14 protein-coding genes are annotated in these 15,332 nt (G+C 64.4%); 5 read left to right on the forward strand and 9 right to left on the reverse strand.

All coding sequences use genetic code 11. The features are described 5' to 3' along the window. Together ACOQPD_RS12520 and ACOQPD_RS12525 are read left to right on the forward strand one after the other, a co-directional pair. On the forward strand, positions 1-1,242 hold the full coding sequence (locus ACOQPD_RS12520; RefSeq protein ID WP_420612290.1) for an MFS transporter: 1,242 nt from the start codon (positions 1-3) through the stop codon (positions 1,240-1,242). Further along, a complete protein-coding gene (locus tag ACOQPD_RS12525; protein WP_420612291.1) occupies positions 1,235-2,875 on the forward strand; it encodes an amidohydrolase in 1,641 nt (546 codons plus the stop codon). The genes ACOQPD_RS12520 and ACOQPD_RS12525 overlap by 8 nt, the downstream gene beginning before the upstream one ends. A 189-nt stretch (positions 2,876-3,064) precedes the next feature. Here the strand turns inward: ACOQPD_RS12525 and ACOQPD_RS12530 are convergent, their stop codons facing one another. From ACOQPD_RS12530 to ACOQPD_RS12560, 7 genes are all read right to left on the reverse strand, one after another. Next, the gene (locus ACOQPD_RS12530) at positions 3,065-3,868 is read right to left on the reverse strand and encodes a YbaY family lipoprotein (RefSeq protein WP_420612292.1); all 804 of its coding nucleotides are present in this window, start codon (positions 3,866-3,868) and stop codon (positions 3,065-3,067) included. A 301-nt stretch (positions 3,869-4,169) separates the two neighbouring features. After that, the gene (locus ACOQPD_RS12535) at positions 4,170-4,589 is read right to left on the reverse strand and encodes a type II toxin-antitoxin system VapC family toxin (RefSeq protein WP_420612293.1); all 420 of its coding nucleotides are present in this window, start codon (positions 4,587-4,589) and stop codon (positions 4,170-4,172) included. A 3-nt stretch (positions 4,590-4,592) separates the two neighbouring features. Further along, on the reverse strand, positions 4,593-4,832 hold the full coding sequence (locus tag ACOQPD_RS12540; protein ID WP_420612294.1) for a hypothetical protein: 240 nt from the start codon (positions 4,830-4,832) through the stop codon (positions 4,593-4,595). 99 nt (positions 4,833-4,931) lie between these two features. Next, a complete protein-coding gene (locus ACOQPD_RS12545) occupies positions 4,932-7,403 on the reverse strand; it encodes an efflux RND transporter permease subunit (RefSeq protein ID WP_420612295.1) in 2,472 nt (823 codons plus the stop codon). 151 nt (positions 7,404-7,554) lie between these two features. Next, entirely contained in the window at positions 7,555-8,919 is a 1,365-nt protein-coding gene (locus ACOQPD_RS12550; protein WP_420612296.1) for an FAD-dependent oxidoreductase, read from the reverse strand. A gap of 8 nt (positions 8,920-8,927) precedes the next feature. Next, positions 8,928-10,397 carry an MFS transporter gene (locus ACOQPD_RS12555; protein ID WP_420612297.1) on the reverse strand — a complete coding sequence of 490 codons (1,470 nt, stop codon included), beginning with the start codon at positions 10,395-10,397 and terminating at the stop codon, positions 8,928-8,930. Continuing rightward, complete coding sequence (locus ACOQPD_RS12560) at positions 10,394-11,140, reverse strand: LppX_LprAFG lipoprotein (RefSeq protein ID WP_420612298.1); 747 nt, start codon at positions 11,138-11,140, stop codon at positions 10,394-10,396. Before ACOQPD_RS12560 ends, ACOQPD_RS12555 begins: the two co-directional genes overlap by 4 nt. A gap of 298 nt (positions 11,141-11,438) precedes the next feature. Between ACOQPD_RS12560 and ACOQPD_RS12565 the strand changes: the two genes are divergently transcribed. Both ACOQPD_RS12565 and ACOQPD_RS12570 read left to right on the forward strand, forming a co-directional pair. Then, positions 11,439-11,624 (forward strand): hypothetical protein, encoded by a 186-nt coding sequence (locus ACOQPD_RS12565; RefSeq protein WP_420614427.1) that lies wholly within the window; start codon positions 11,439-11,441, stop codon positions 11,622-11,624. 20 nt (positions 11,625-11,644) lie between these two features. Then, on the forward strand, positions 11,645-12,538 hold the full coding sequence (locus ACOQPD_RS12570; RefSeq protein ID WP_420614389.1) for a cation diffusion facilitator family transporter: 894 nt from the start codon (positions 11,645-11,647) through the stop codon (positions 12,536-12,538). Positions 12,539-12,620: 82 nt separating this feature from the next. Here ACOQPD_RS12570 and ACOQPD_RS12575 read toward each other — a convergent pair whose 3' ends face one another. Further along, on the reverse strand, positions 12,621-14,015 hold the full coding sequence (locus tag ACOQPD_RS12575; protein ID WP_420612299.1) for an ammonium transporter: 1,395 nt from the start codon (positions 14,013-14,015) through the stop codon (positions 12,621-12,623). Positions 14,016-14,184: 169 nt separating this feature from the next. Between ACOQPD_RS12575 and rpmB the strand changes: the two genes are divergently transcribed. Continuing rightward, positions 14,185-14,421: a 50S ribosomal protein L28 gene (gene rpmB / locus ACOQPD_RS12580; protein WP_420612300.1), complete on the forward strand. Its 237-nt coding sequence runs from the start codon at positions 14,185-14,187 to the stop codon at positions 14,419-14,421. A gap of 111 nt (positions 14,422-14,532) precedes the next feature. Here rpmB and ACOQPD_RS12585 read toward each other — a convergent pair whose 3' ends face one another. Continuing rightward, positions 14,533-15,324 carry an ABC transporter ATP-binding protein gene (locus ACOQPD_RS12585; protein ID WP_420612301.1) on the reverse strand — a complete coding sequence of 264 codons (792 nt, stop codon included), beginning with the start codon at positions 15,322-15,324 and terminating at the stop codon, positions 14,533-14,535. Positions 15,325-15,332 lie beyond the last annotated feature (8 nt).

The raw sequence follows: 15,332 nt of genomic DNA on the forward strand, positions 1-15,332 counted from the left end.
TTGAAACCCGGTTCCCTAGGCCCTTCATACGCCAGGTTATTCACCGCCTACGTGATCTCGAATGTCGGCAATGGGGTATTGATCGCGGCGCTGCCATTGCTGGCCACCTCCATCACCCGGAATCCGCTCGCGATCAGCGGTCTCACGGCGGCGGCCGGGCTCCCGTGGATTCTGGTCGGCCCGCTGTCGGGAGCGATCGTGGACAGGGTCGACCGGCGCCGGGCGATGGCCCTGGCCGAGTTCGCTCGAGCCGCGGTCGTGGCTTTGGCGGCTCTGTTCGTCCTCGGGGGTGGCGAGTCGTTACTGGTCCTGTACCTGGTGCTGATCCTGATCGGGATCGGGGAGACCATCTTCGATCCGATCGGGCTTGCCATGGTGCCCAACCTGGTCACGCCTTCCCGGCTCGATAGGGCCAACAGCCTGCTCTACGGCAGCCAGATCTTGGCGCAGCGTTTTCTGGGACCGCCGTTGGGTGCGTGGCTTTTCGCGCTGGCCGTCTGGGCGCCTTTGGGAATAGACGCTCTGAGCTTTCTGGTGTCAGCCCTGGTGGTGCTGGCGCTCCCGAGAGGGCACTCGCCTACAGACTCGGAATGGACGATCGCTGGGTTGTCGGCCGACATCCTGGAAGGAGTACGGTGGATATGGCGCGACCGGGCGCTCCGCGCTTTCCTGCTGGGCGACGGGGCTCTGCATTTCACGACTGCCGCCGCCACGTCGGTCCTGGTGCTGGTCACCCAGGATCGGTACGGGTTGGGCGCTCTCGGCTTCGGGCTTACTCTCGGTGCTCTGGCCGGTGGATACTTTCTCGGTTCGTTCGCCGCTCCTGCCATGGTCAGCCGGTTTCCCCGGGCAGAGGTCTGCGTGGGATCGGTAGTCGGTGCCGGCGGCGGGTTCCTCCTGGTGGCGCTATCGGACGTCGCCCTGCTGGGTGGGTTGGGGCTGGCCGTGGTGGGGTTCTCGGCTTTCCAGCTCGATATCGTGTCGATCACCTACCGGCAGACCGCGGTTCCGGATCGTATTCGCGGCCGGGTGATAGCGGTCTTCCTCTTCGTGGTTCACGGAGCGGTCCCCATCGGCGCGGTGTTCGGAGGATTGGTAGCCACATTGACAGACATCAGTTACACCTATGTGGCTTCGGCCCTGGTGGCGGCGGCGGTCGCGCCCTATCTCCGGCGCGCGTTGAAGGACGCCGAACTCGACCCGGGTAGTGGCGGCCGGGCATCGGAAGGTTCGCATGGCTGATATCACTGTCTTCGTCGCTCGAACGGTGCGGACGATGGAAGCGTCTATGCCGGTGGCGGAGGCGGTTGCGGTGCGGGATGGTCGGATTGTCGAGGTAGGGACGCTCGAGACGTTGCGCCCGTGGCTGGACTCCCGCAACCACGAGATAGACGACACCTTCCGGGACCACTGCATCATGCCGGGGTTCATCGATCCGCACTTGCATCCCTCCATGGCCGCCATGCTGCTGCCCATGCAGTTCATGACGGCGACGGGGTGGGATCTCCCTTGGGAGGACATTCCACCCGTGGGGGACGGGGAGCGGTTTCTCGCCCGCCTGGTCGACATCGATGCCGGGTTGCCGCCCGGCGAGCCGCTGTTCGCGTTCGGCCACCACCCGATATGGCACGGCGACATCGATCGGCGCGCCCTCAACGAGATATCGACCGCCCGCCCCATCGTGGTCTGGCACCGCGGCTACCACTCGCTGGTGGTGAACGACGCCTGCCTGCGGTGGATGGAACTGGACAGGGCTTCAGCGAGCAGCCATCCCCAGATCGACCTCGAGGCGGGCAGGTTCTTCGAAACTGGCCTCGAAGTGGCATTGAGCCATCTCCGCGGCTTCATCCTGGAGGTGGGCCGGTTCCGCGGCGGGCTCGACCGGATGCGCCGGGTCATCCATAGTGGTGGACACACGACCATCGGGGACGCCGCCTTCGGTTTCTACTGGTTCGAGGAGGAGTGGGCCCACCTCCAGGCGGTGATGGAACAGCCGGACACCCCGTTCCGGATCCAGCTGATGCCCTACACCGCCGGACCGGACGGTGACTCGCGAAGCGACCGGCAGTTCCTCGAACGCGTCCTGGAGTATCCATCGCGTAACACGCATCGGCTGCGGTTCGGCGACCACGTCAAGCTGTTCGCGGACGGCGGGTTCTTCGCGGAACTGTTGATGCTCAAGCCCCCCGGACACCTCGACGGTCGTCACGGCGAGTGGATCACACCCCCGGAGAGGTTCGAGGAGATCGCCCGGGTGTTGTGGAATGCCGGACTCAAGATACATGTGCATTGCAGCGGAGACCTCGGCGTCGAACTGGCGCTGTCCACCCTCGAGAAGCTCCAGTGGGAACGTCCCCGCTTCGATCATCGGTTCACGTTCGAGCACTTCGGCATCTCGAGTTCGCAACAGGTCGACCGCATGGCGGCGGTCGGGGGAGTGGCCTCGGTCAACGCCTACTACGTCTACGAGCTCTCCGAAGCCTTCGCCGCCCGCACGGTCGGGTACGAGCGGGCGTCCCAGATGTCGAGGCTCGGCTCACTCGAGCGGGCAGGGGTGCGGTTCGCCGTCCATTCGGACTTCCCGATGGCGCCGGCGAAGCCTCTCAACAACGCCTGGGTGGCCGCCAACCGGATCGCCGAGTCCGGCGCCGTGATGTGCGCGGACGAGCGGGCCTCACTCGATGCCGCCCTCAGGGCGATCACCACCGACGCGGCCTACGTCCTCGGCCTCGAAGACGAGATCGGATCCCTCCGGTGGGGCAAGCGAGCCGACTTCACCATCCTTGAAGCGGACCCCTACGTAGCCGGTCCCGAGGCCCTCCGCGACATCCCCATCTGGGGCACAGTCTTCGAGGGCAAGAAGTTCCAAGCCTGACCAGATCGATCCGGGCACGAAGAGGGTCCTGCCTGACAGATGCCGTGGCGGTTACCAGGCCGGTTCGCTGGGTGGTCTAGGCCTTTCCTTCTGCTTATTGGCGGCGTGGTGGACGGCTTCGATCCTCTCGTCTAGTTCTTCGGCCCGGCGGTGCATCTTGCTAGCAACCCTCGGAAGCCTTCGAACCGGTTACGGATCGCGTACCTCCGACCCGGGTTCGGGGAACTCGCTGACCGGGAACACGCTGTTGACGATCTGGAGGTCGGCGTTCGGGCAGTGGGGGAGCCATATTTGGCGCCAGTCGGCTTCCGGGATGTGGTAGAGGATCTCGTCGCCGGCAACGATCTCGGCCTCTAGCTCGTACCTGCTGTGGCGGCTGATCTGGACGTTTTCGTGCGGAAGTGCGAACTCGATCGGGAACCTGTCGATGTCGCCCCGAGCGGTCTCGGTGACCACCAGCCGTGCTTCAGGATCGGTGACGTCGATCAGCCGAACGTGGAGCACGGCGTCGGGCGGCAGGTCTTCATCGGCCATCTCAACGTGGATCCGTCCCGGCAGGGGCTCGACGCAGGTGTCGAAGGGGTTGGTGGACACAACCACGACATCGGAGTTGGCGGGAGCGCCACGGGTGAGCACCGGGTGGACCGTGTCGTTGACGTACAGCAGGTCATCGCCGTGCCTGACATCGGCGCTCAGCGAATACTCGTTGCCGCTCACGACCCGGTCGGGGTCGTACTCGATGCGGAAGCTTACCGGGAGGCGGCCGGCGTTATCGATCACGTCGAGCCCCAGCTCCACGGAGGGGGCATCGGCCAGCGTGGTGTCCAGCAGGCGGACGGAGACGACCGCGCCCTCGGGCAACTCGACCTCGCGGGCAAAGCGTACCTCGCCGGAGACAGACCTTACGGACCCTGGTGGCGCGCAGGCGGCAGTCGCCACAAGAGCCGTAGCCAGTACCGCCATCGTGAGTGGATACGCGAAACGATGCTTCACCTGATCACTCCTTCCCAATCTACTGTCTCTCTCGGGCCATGATCGTCGTCGCTATGCCTTGCCTTCGAGCGTGACCAGATGGCATCGTTGCCGGCTCGTGCGTTGACAGCAGAGGCCTCGCGCACGTTTCGGCAACCGGCACGCGCAGTAGGGAGGACAGGTAGGGATACTCGATTACGGGCGTGCGGCGGATGTCGAGGCTTGGCTCGCTGGAGCGGGCAAGAGTGCGGTTCGGCGTCCATTCGGACTTCCCGATGGCCCCGGCGAAGCAGCACGGAACGCAGAGTCCGGATAAATCTGGCTACGGGTGGACAGCGAATGCTCGACGGCGCCGGGGGCCGTAACGGTAGATGCGGAAGTCGGCATCCAGGGCCAGGGCGTCGGTGATTCCCAGGCGCTCCATGAGCGCCCAACTCGTGCGGTCGGTCAACGAGAATGCTTGATCGGGGAAGGCTGCCAGCATGCCGGCAGCCGCCTCGAGATCCTCGTCCGTCGTGCACTCGACTCGGGCGACCCCGGCCGCTATCGCGGATACGAGACGATTGGCGGTGTGATGATTAACTCGCGCGTTCACCAGATTCCACAGCTCGGCAAGTACAAGGTCACTGGTTACCAGCGTTCCTGAGTGCTCGGCGAGCAAGGAACGAGCAACCTGGCTGTGGGCGTCACCTTCGCCGGCGGCGGAGTACCAGATGCTGGTGTCCACGAACACCGGAACCACTGATCAGATGCCTTTGGCCTCGAACTGCTTGTGGATCGCCTCGCTGATCATCGCCTGCTTGCCGTCGGCGATTCTCGATCCGGCGCTGTCGAATAGACCGAAGATGACGGACGGGTCGCTCGCGGGAGCGTCCTTGCCCAGGTCGCGAGCCACGAGCCGACGGATGTACTCGGACAGGGATACTCCTTGGCGAGCCGCCTTGCGCTTGGCTTCGGCGTGGTGGTGGTCTGGAAGCACGATCATCGTTCTCATACCTTGCATTTAAGCATAATCGGCATGGCATCAGTTATGCCCTACCGAAGTGGCAGTTACCAGTTGTCGTTTGCTGGGGGGGGGAGGGGGTTAGGCAGTTCCTTCTGCTTCGTGGCGGCGGTGGACGGCTTCGATCATCTCGTCCAGTTCCTCCGCCCAGCGTTGTGTCTTCGAGCGGAGTCGCATGTTCTGGTAGGCGCCCCACAGGGTCATGGCGGGCGGTACCAGCACGATGGAGACGATCAGCGAGTAGGCGATCGTGATGGCCGCGGTGATGGCGAACTGCTGGGATGCGGCCAAAGGCGAGAACACCAGCACGCCGAGCCCGAGCGCGGTGGTCATGGCAGAGCCGAGCAATGCCGATCCGGTGGTGGAGAGTGTCTGGATGGCCGCTCTCTCGGGGTTGCGGTGGTGGCCGTACTCCTCGCGGTAGCGATGGATTATGTGGATGGTGTAGTCGACCCCGATCCCGATCGAGAGCGCGGTGATGATGGACGTGATGAGCGTGTAGGGGATGTCCAGCAGCGCCATTGTGCCCAGCACCGAGATGAGTACGAGCACTATCGGGAAGACTGCCACGAAACCCAGGGCAGGTTGGCGGACCGTCATCCAGAAGAAGAGGGCGAGGACGGTCAGCGCCACCGCGATGGTGGTACTGATGGCCTCCGTCTGCTGCTCCGTGATGGCGTCGGTGACGGTGAACGAGATGATGCTGGACGAAGTCGCCGTGAGCGCATTGTCGTCACCGAACCAGAGTTCCTCGATCTCCTGCTGGGTGTTCCTTGCCTGCGAAGTGTCGCCTGCGAAGGCCGGGAATTGGAGCAACATGGCGTCGATGCCGCCGGGATTGTTGACCAGGAGACGACCCAGGAGCGGATCCCTTTCCTCGAGCTTGTCGAGGAACTCCTGCATCAATCCGGAATCGAGCTCGATTCCGGCGGAGGCCTCCTGGATGAGGGCGGCGAGTTCCGGGTCGTACCGGTCGCCGGGCATTCCGCTGTCGTTGGTCCAGTCGTGCACGACCAGGTCGTACGATGCCTGGATAGGCCCTGCCGCCGCGCCCGGGCGGAGCGTTTGATCCGCGAAGGCGGTGGTGAGGTCATGGAGGTCGATGAGCGTGCGGGTGTCCGTGGCCTCGGCCTTCAGCAGCACGCTGACCATCTCCGTCGAGCCGCCGATGGCTGCATCAAGCGTGTTCATGTCCTCCAGCAGTCCCCCGCCCCTGGGGAGGATGTCGCGGATGCTGAACTCCGACTCGAGGTCCCTGGCCGCGAATCCGAGCCCGATCGTGATCGCGAGCACGGCGACGATATAGGGCGTGGGATTGCGGGTCACTCCCTTCCCCAGCAACTCCGCCATCCGGCTGATCCCGGGCAGGGCCGTCGAGATAGGACGGGGCTCCTTCAGCTTGCCCTTCGCGGCGCGCCTCCGATCGATGATGGTGCGGCCGGCCGGGATCAGTGTCAGCATCACCAGCAGGCTCATCCCCACCCCGAGCCCGGCGATGACGCCGAAGTCGTTGACTATCCCGATCGGCGAGAACAGGCTCACCAGAAGGCTCACGATGGTGGTGACGGCGGCCAGCGTGAGCGGCAGGGTGACGTGCCGCAGTCCCATCCGGACGGCCCCGACCACTTCCTCGCCGGCGAGGCGTTGCTCCCGGTAGTGCGAGACGATCTGGATCGCATAGTCCACCGTGAGGCCGATCAGGATTATCGGCACCATCGTGGTGAGCGAGTTCGGAGGGCCGACCAGGCCGAGCGCGTTCGGTCCGAGCCATCCCTCAGCTCCGACGATCCAGATGATCGACAGCAGGAGCCCTCCGAGCGTGAGGAGGAGATCCGACGCCGTGCGCATGAAGAGCAGGATCAGCGCCGCGATCAGGAGGAACGCAGCACCGACCAGCGGGGCCATTCCCTCCTCGGTGGCTCTCTTGTACTCATCCTCGACCACAACGGGCGAGATGCTGCTCACCCGGAGCGGGCCCTCGTCGGCATTCGCCAACTCGTCGACCGTCCGTGAGGCCGCATAGATCCGCTCGTCGTTGGTGTCCGCCAGATTGACGGTGGCGATGGCGATCGGCGTCCCGTCCGTGTCCACTCCGGTCACGGCGTCGAATGCCTCCCCGACGCCGGGGACGTTGCGGACGGAATCGATCTCAGCCTGCGTGACCGACTCGAGCGTGTCCACCTGGAGCACCGCCTTGACCAGGAAGGAGGGCGCGAAGACGGGATCGGGAGGCGCCAGCAACTCTCTCACGTCCGGATCGGTGATGATCTCGTTGATCAGGCTGTCCATCTGCGAGAGCCCCTCGGGCGTGAGCGCGTCGCCACGGAAGAGAAGGGTCACAACGTGGGCCTCGGAGTCCCCGAAGAGTTCATCGATCTCGGCAAGGGCCTCGGCGACGGCGCTGCCGTCGGGAAGGGTTTCCGAGGTCTCCGGCGGTTCGGCGCGCTGCGCTGAACCGGCGCCGAGGGCAACAGTGATTGCGAGGAGGACTGCGAGGGTGACCCACGGGTAGCCCGTCACCAGCCGGCGCAGCCGATCAAGTGCCTTGCTCATGGCCTGAGAATGATCAGGGGGCTTGTAAACATCCCAACTTCCCCTAAGAGGGCCTCCCATGGGGCCGGCAGCCCAAGCCGGGAGCAACCTCGACGCTTGATATTGACAGCGTCACGAATCCTAACAGTGAGCGGACTCGCCACTGATGGTGTCATCCCCTGGCTTTTCTGAAGCGCCAGCCGTGCAAGAGGCTGCCGTAATGGTTGAACGATCGCCTGGCTTCGGGGTTGTTGAAGGGGTAGTCCGCGCCGAGTCGCCTTGCGGCAGCGAGGCCACTGACGAAGCAGGTTTCCTGGCTGTTGATCAGGGTGTGGGCTCCGCAGTGCCAGGTTCTCCTCTTTCCCTGGATGAAGCGGAACAGGTAGATGAGCAGTGTGGTCTGGCGCACGTCGTGCACGATGTGTTGGAACCACCATCTTCCGATGATCTTCTGTTCATCGATGTGGCTGATCGGGTTGTAGGTCACCAGGCAGGGTTTATCGGAGCGCTTGGCCCATGGTTGCTGGTTGTGCATGATGTAGGTTATTTCGTAGTTGTCAGGCCTGGATCCGTACTGTTCGATGTGGTTACTTCGCGTCTCCAGTGGGTTCACTTCGTTGTCAGGGAGCACCGAGGAGTCCGAGTGCACCACCGTGTGGTTGTGAAGCTCGCTCTCGTACCGGACCGACGACAGGATGTAGCGCTCCAGCATGGTGGGTTTGTCGAGGATCATCAGCGTCTGGTTGGCATTACACGCAAAGATCACGTCGTCGAACTCCTCTTTCATGCTGTTCTCATCCTCGACCACTATGCCGGATGTCCGGCGGTACACCTTTCGAACCGGCCGCCCGAGATGGATCTTGTCCCTGAAGCCGGCCGACAGGTTCTCGTAGATCCGTTGCGAGCCCCGGTCCCACGTCTGCATGGGTGTAGCCGCTTCGATATCGAAGAACTCGAGATACCTCGAGAACAGGGCCGCAGGCATGTCGAAAACGTTGGTCGCCATCAGGAAATTGACGAACATGGGCTTCAGTATCTTGTACCGGAAGTCCCCGGAGAATCCGCCCAGATTCAGCACAGTCCCCATGCTGATGTAGTTGAAGGGGTTGAGGGCGTTCAGCAGCTTCGACCGGGAGCGGCTCAGGCGGCCGAACCGGTGCAGGCGCCTCAGGACCCTCTGGTACTTCGCGATCTCGGCCTGGAGTTGCCGCCTGATCTCGGAGTCGAAATCGTGGGCGTAGACATCGCCGCGGTATCTCACGCTGTAGCTGAACCTGGTGTCGACCAGCTCGATTCCGAACCGCTCCATCAACAACACGATGTGGTCATACACCGACGGTATGCAGGCGGTCACCGAGATGTCGAAGGGGATGGAGCTGCCGTCCTGCTGGCGTATGTCCACCGTGACCGCATTCCCCCCGATCCGGTCCTGAGCCTCGAACAGCCTGAAGTCGAACCGGTCCGGATGGTGGTGCAGCCCCCAGGCGGCGGCCAGCCCGGAGATACCCCCACCGATAACTGCGATACGCCTCGGCATCAGCCTGCTCAGTCCTGGGGGAGGTCCTCGGTCATACCGATGTCCTCCACCTTCATCGACAGCGCCGGCAGGATGGCCAGGAGGACCAGTATCCCCGCGACCGTGAACAGGCTCTGGAACACCGTCACGCCGGCTTCTATCAGTGGGGCCGCCGTCTCTTCGTACGTCGGGCCGATCGGCACGTCGGCGGTGAGGCTGTAGAAGCGTTCTATCCCCCAGGTGGACAGGGCCGCCAGACCGAGGGCCATGCCCACCATCCGGGCCGCGGTGATCAACGATGCGGCGGTGCCCCAGTAGTGGCTGGGGGCCGCGCTGAGAGCGGTGACGCTGATGGGGGGGATGACCAGCCCGAATCCCAGGCCTGCGGTGATGAGAGGCGCCGTGAGCTCGAACTGTCCCACCTCGGCTTCCCAACCGCCCATGAAGATCAGGCCCACGCCGATGAGCACAAGGCCGGTGATGGTCGCGGCTCTCACTCCCGTCCAGCGCATGATGTAGCCGCCGATCAGCGCTCCCGGCGGGATGGCGGCCGTCAGCCGGACCAGATGAAGGGCGCTCTCCCAGGTCTCCTTCTCCATGACGGTGTTGGCCATCAGGGGAACGGCGACCAAGCCGATGATCAGAGCGATACCCACGAGGAACTGGGCGGCGTTGGCGGTCACGAATGCCTTGGAGCGGTGCAGGAACGGAGCCACCAGGGGTTGCTCGGCGCGCGTCTCCACCTTGACCAGGGCGACGACGAGGGCGATACCAACGGCCAGCATCAGATACGGGACGACGGACTCCAGGGAGAAAATGGCTCGTTGGGACAGCGCGGCGGTGAGGATCAGGAGAGCCGCTCCCAGAGTCACCGCTCCCAGATAGTCCATCCTGGCCTCACGATTGGGGCGATTCGGAAGGACGGTCAGGAGTGCCATCAGTATCAGGCTCTGCGGCACGTCCAACCAGAAGATCCACCGCCAGCCGACCCACTCGATGATGGCGCCTCCGTAGAGAGGGCCCAGGACCGAACCGGCCTCGGCCGCCGCGGCGACAAGACCCAGCGTCACCCCGCGCTGGTGTGGCGGGACGGCAGCGACCGCCATCGCCATGGCGATGGGCACCGTGGCGCCCCCTCCGGCGGCTTGGAGCACCCTCGCGGAGACGATCCACGAAAAGTTCGGCGCCACCGCGACGAGTGCCGAGCCGATGGCGAACACGAGCAGCGCCAACTGGAAGATCTTCACCCGGCCGTGGACGTCGGACAGCCGCCCGGCCAAGGGCATGGCAACGGTGTAGCTGACCAGGTACCCGGTGATGATCCAGGAGGCCGAGTCAAGGTCCGTCAGGGGGATCTTCAACTCCAGCATGACGGTCGGTAGTGCGGTATTGACCACCGTCTGATCCAGGGCGGTCGAGAAAACCCCCAGGCAGATAATTGTCAGGACTGCCGTCCGGGAAGACCCCAGCGAGGCAAGACGAGACCTGACTGCGTTCACGTTCCGGAGGCGGTTTCCGGAAGCTGAATCTCTACGGGTGCGCCGTAGTCGGAGAGGATTATCAGGCGGCTCGTCTCCGGCCCGTCGTCATCGAAGATCTGGCCGGCTATGCGGATCTGCCGCAACACCTGGTCCGCCTTACCGATCCACAGGGTCAGATCGATCGCATGGCCGGAGTCCGCGGACGTGATCAAGGTCGACAGGTCCTCGGACACGAGATTTCCCTCGACCAGGACCGCCGGGCCACTCCCGAGCGACTCCTCGCCGGCAATGGCGGCGTTCTGGACCAGAGGCAACAGATCGCTGAGAGTGATGCCCAGCCCGACGAAGTTGAAGGGAACCTGGTCGAGCGGCAGGGGGTTCCAGGGAGCGCCCGCCGAGAATTTCATGAACGCCTCGTCCCCGACCGCCACGATCTGTACCTCAGCGAACCCCAGGGCGGCAGACTCGATCTCCACGACGAGTTTGGCGCTATCGGGAGACTGGACTTCCCCGTTCACGTTCTTCAACGTGGCGCCGAAGAACTTTGCTCCCGTTTCCTTCTCGTCGATCATCTGGAACTTTGCCGTCGACAGGGCGACCAGGTTCTCGCCGGTGCGCGCGAGGATGTCTTCCAACGACATCTCGGGTTCGGTCTCGGGCGTCGGCTCTGGTTCAGTCCCGCACGCGGCCGCGAGGAACACCAGGCTCATCGCCAGCGCGACGAGGGGTCCGGTTCGGGTAGCTGATCTGACTATGTTCATCCGCCTACCTCCGTGGCCATAGTGGAAGCCAGCGCGCGTGCTGCGCCCACGTGACAGTGCCCGGCTTCTTCATCTCCCGGCGGGTGCGAGGCCCCTGTCCGACACGATAGCGGCCGGGAACGCGCGGGGGATGCTTCTCCCGTGATCGACCTGCCCAACCGATCCGAGCCGCATCAGTGGGGTACACTGTCCGACGACTGGTCTCCGAGACCTTCGTCTGGAAGGCGGCCCGCGGTGGCGGATAGGCGTACTTACGAGCACGGCTCTCACGACCGCTCCGACCAAGGCCATGATGATAATGAGAATCATTCCGGCCATGATCACCACGGGCATGACCATTCTCGGCATGACCACGATGAGCATGAGGATCATTCGGGCCACGATCACGACGGCCATGGTCACGATGAGCACGGGGATCATTCGGGCCACGACCACCACGGCCATGGCCACGGGCACGGGGGCCATGACCACTCCCACGACCTGAGAGGCATCAGCAAGCGGGCCCTGACCATCGCGTTGATACTGATTGCGGGGTTCATGTTCGCCGAGGTCATCGGCGGCGTACTCACCAAGAGCCTGGCCCTGCTATCGGACGCGGGTCACATGGTCTCGGATGCCATGTCTATAGCCCTCGCTCTGGTAGCCCTTCGCTTCGCGGAGCGGGAGGCCACGGTGGAGCGCACGTACGGCTATCAGCGTCTCGAGGCTCTCGCCGCCATGGTGAACGCGCTCACCCTCTGGATTGTCGGCGTCTGGGTGCTGATCGAGGCCTATCACCGGGTTCAGGACGTCCCAGATGTGGAAGGGTTGGGCATGCTTATCGTGGGCGTGCTGGGCCTGCTGGTCAACGTGGTGGCGGCGTGGGTGCTCCATCGCTCCGCCAAGGACAGCCTCAACGTGGAGGGCGCCTTCCAGCACGTCATGGCCGACCTGCTGGGTTCGGTGGGCGTGGTCATCTCGGGCATCGTCATCCTCACGACCGGATGGAACATGATCGACCCCATCCTCAGCGTGGTCATCGCCTTCCTGATCCTGCGGAGCGCCTGGCCGCTGTCGGTGAAGGTCTTCCATGTGCTGGTGGATTCGGTCCCCGCTGACATCGACGTCTACAAGTTGGGGAGCGATCTTGAGATCGAAGGGGTCACGCTGATCCACGACATCCACATCCGCGCCGTCAGCTCGGACGACACGACGTTCACCGGTCACGTCATGATCGACCCGGATTATGCGGGAGACACCAACCTGCTGCTCCGCCGGTTGCGCGAGATCATCAAGGGCCACGGCATCAACCACATCACCATCCAGATGGACAAGACCGCGTTGCCGAGCAGTGACCTGGGTTGCGATGAGAGCCACCACGTCAACTACCTGGCGGCCCGATCCCGGTCCAGCGGATAGGCCGCTCGCCGATCGGGGCGGCCGGGGCCGCCCCGAGGCTCGCGGGCTTCTCGTACCCGCCTAGGCGGGTACGGCGGGTCGGCTACTCGTCATCATCGAAGTTCTCCGGCATGAGAACGAACTCGGGATAGGACTCCATACCGAGTTCGGCCACGTCCTGGCCCATCTGCTCGGCCTGGACGGACACGCGGAGTCCGATGGTCCGGTCGAGGAGAGTCCAAGCCAGCCACGCGACGGCGAACACGAACGCCCCGACGGCGATGATTCCGACCAGCTGCACCCCGAAAGTGACATCGGGATTGTCGATGGTGGCGGCCAGAGTTCCCCAGATACCGCAGACCAGGTGGGCGGGAATCGCTCCCACCACGTCATCGACCTTGAGCCTCTCGAGGGTCTTGATCCCCAGCGTGCAGAGGATGCCGCCGATAGCGCCGATGATGACCGCCCAGTAAAGATTGCTGTGGGTCGGTGCGGCGGTGATGGAGACCAGACCGGCGATGGCGCCGTTCAGTCCGGCGAATAGGTCGATACGCCCGAGGAGCGGCCTGGAGACCGCCAAGGCGGCCAGCACGCCGGCGCAGGCAGCCAGGTTGGTGTTCACCAGCACGGTGCTCATTGCCACCGCGTCGAGAGCCGATCCCAGGGCCAGCTGGGAACCGCCGTTGAATCCGAACCAGCCCAGCCACAGGATGAATATCCCCAGCGTCACCACCAGCACGTTCGAGGGTGGGGTGGGCTTGACCGTTCCGTCCTTGCGGAACTTGCCGAGGCGGGGCCCGATGACCAGCACGCCGGCGAGGGCCGCCCAGCCTCCGACACTATGCACGATGGTCGAACCCGCGAAGTCCGAGAACCCCATCTCGGCCAGCCATCCTCCGCCCCACGTCCATGCCCCCACGATCGGGTAGATGAACGCGGCGAGGACGAGGGTGAACCCGAAGAACGGCCACATCTTGGCCCGCTCGGCTATCGCTCCCGACACGATGGACGCGGTAGTGGCTACGAACACCATCTGGAAGAACCAGTCGGACAGGACGCTGTAGCCGTTCGAGACGACATCTCCGACGGCGCCCGCCTGGCCGCCTACCAGGTCGATCTCGGCCGGTGAGGCCGAGTAGAAGAACTGGAACGACCCGATCACGTCGCCCACGTTCACGTACATCAGGTTGTAGCCGATGACGTAGTAGGCGAGACAGGCGATGGAGAAGATGCCGATGTTCTTCAGGCAGATCATCGACGAGTTCTTGGTACGGACCGCGCCCGACTCGAGCATGGTGAAGCCGGCGCACATCCACATCACGAGCGCACCCCATACGAGGAAGGAGAACGTGTTGAGGATGAACGCCACCTCGCCCTCGGCCATCTCCGCAGCCGAGGCCACGGTGGGGCGGAGGAGGAGTAAGCCCAGGGTCAGTATCCCTGCGGCGATGATCCTGGTTCTCGACTTGGAGCGCCCCCGCTGCGCAATTAGGTCCATGCGAATCCTCCCTCGACGAACGGATCCGTCGAGTCTAGAGGAAGGAGATGGTGCGGGGCCGGAATGACGCCCCGGGTGGATGCGGGCCCGCCGAGAGTCTCGGGTTGCGATTGCTATATCCCCCTCTAAACTGGCGTCCCGCACCTTCACTCCGATCCGGGGAGTCGACATGTCCAGAATCTGCATGGTCACCGGTAAGAAGCCGACGTTCGGCAAGAAAGTCTCGTTCTCCCACAAGCGATCCAGCCGGCGCTGGACCCCGAACGTCCAGAAGAAGCGCTACTGGGTTCCCTCGCAGCGCCGCTACGTGACCCTCACGGTCAGCACCAAGGGGATCAAGACCATCGACAAGAAGGGGATCGAGTCGGTGATGGCGGACCTCAAGCGGCGAGGCATCAAGGTCTGATCCTCCGGCGTCCCAGCCGGCGCCCGGGAGCAAGCTGGAACGACGAGGATGGGTCGGCCCGCCGCGCCGCCGCCTGGGTTTCCGGCTCCGACAATGGGCCAAGGGGAGTTTTCAGCCCGCTCCCATCGCCAGATAGCGACCGTTCGACGACTCGACCACCAACGGCATGCCGTATATGGCGGTCAGAGTCCTCCCCGTCAGCACCTCCCGCGTCGGACCTGACGCCCGCACCCTTCCCCCGGCCAGGATCAGGATGTCATCGAAGCCGGGCGGGATCTCCTCCGCATGGTGAGTCACCAGGATCACTGTGAGCGTCCGCGCTCCATCGCCCATCGCGGCCAGGGAGGCGATCAAACTCTCCCTGGCTCCGAGATCCAGACCGGTTCCGGGCTCGTCCAGCAGCAGCAGCTCGGGTCGCGCCATCAGGGCCCGGGCGATCAACACCCGCTTCTTCTCCCCCTCGGACAGGGTGGCGAACTCTCGATCCGCCATGCCGTCGACCCCCATCAGCTCCATCTGCTGATCGGCGTAGCGGCGGTCCTCCGGTGTGTAGGAGTGCCATCTGGTGTCCACGAAGGCGGCGTGGAGTCCGGTCATGACCACGTCCCGGCACGGCAGGTACCGCCGAACCAGGGAGGACGGAGCGGGACCCACGTATCCGATCCGGGGCCGGAGCCGGCGGACGTCGGTGCGTCCCATGCGCTCGCCCAGGATGGTGGCCGTGCCACTGGTCGGGAACTGGTAGGTCGAAATGACCTGCAGCAGGGTGGTCTTGCCTGCGCCGTTGGGTCCGAACAGCACCCAGCGCTCGCCGACCCCGACCCTCCAGTCGATACCGGAGACGAGTTGATTGCCGGCCTTTTTGACCGTCACGCCACGGAGGTCGATGGCCGGGACGCCCAATCCCGGCC

The organism is Candidatus Spongiisocius sp. (assembly GCF_965221825.1).
Classification (GTDB): Bacteria; Actinomycetota; Acidimicrobiia; order Spongiisociales; family Spongiisociaceae; genus Spongiisocius.

Excerpts from the sequence above, each read along its gene's own strand:
- ACOQPD_RS12540 (WP_420612294.1), bottom strand. The coding sequence starts at position 4,832 with ATGATCGTGCTTCCAGACCACCACCACGCCGAAGCCAAGCGCAAGGCG.
- ACOQPD_RS12550 (WP_420612296.1), bottom strand. The coding sequence starts at position 8,919 with ATGCCGAGGCGTATCGCAGTTATCGGTGGGGGTATCTCCGGGCTGGCC.
- ACOQPD_RS12565 (WP_420614427.1), top strand. The coding sequence starts at position 11,439 with ATGAGAATCATTCCGGCCATGATCACCACGGGCATGACCATTCTCGGC.
- ACOQPD_RS12545 (WP_420612295.1), bottom strand. The coding sequence starts at position 7,403 with ATGAGCAAGGCACTTGATCGGCTGCGCCGGCTGGTGACGGGCTACCCG.
- ACOQPD_RS12525 (WP_420612291.1), top strand. The coding sequence starts at position 1,235 with ATGGCTGATATCACTGTCTTCGTCGCTCGAACGGTGCGGACGATGGAA.
- rpmB (WP_420612300.1), top strand. The coding sequence starts at position 14,185 with ATGTCCAGAATCTGCATGGTCACCGGTAAGAAGCCGACGTTCGGCAAG.
- ACOQPD_RS12575 (WP_420612299.1), bottom strand. The coding sequence starts at position 14,015 with ATGGACCTAATTGCGCAGCGGGGGCGCTCCAAGTCGAGAACCAGGATC.
- ACOQPD_RS12560 (WP_420612298.1), bottom strand. The coding sequence starts at position 11,140 with ATGAACATAGTCAGATCAGCTACCCGAACCGGACCCCTCGTCGCGCTG.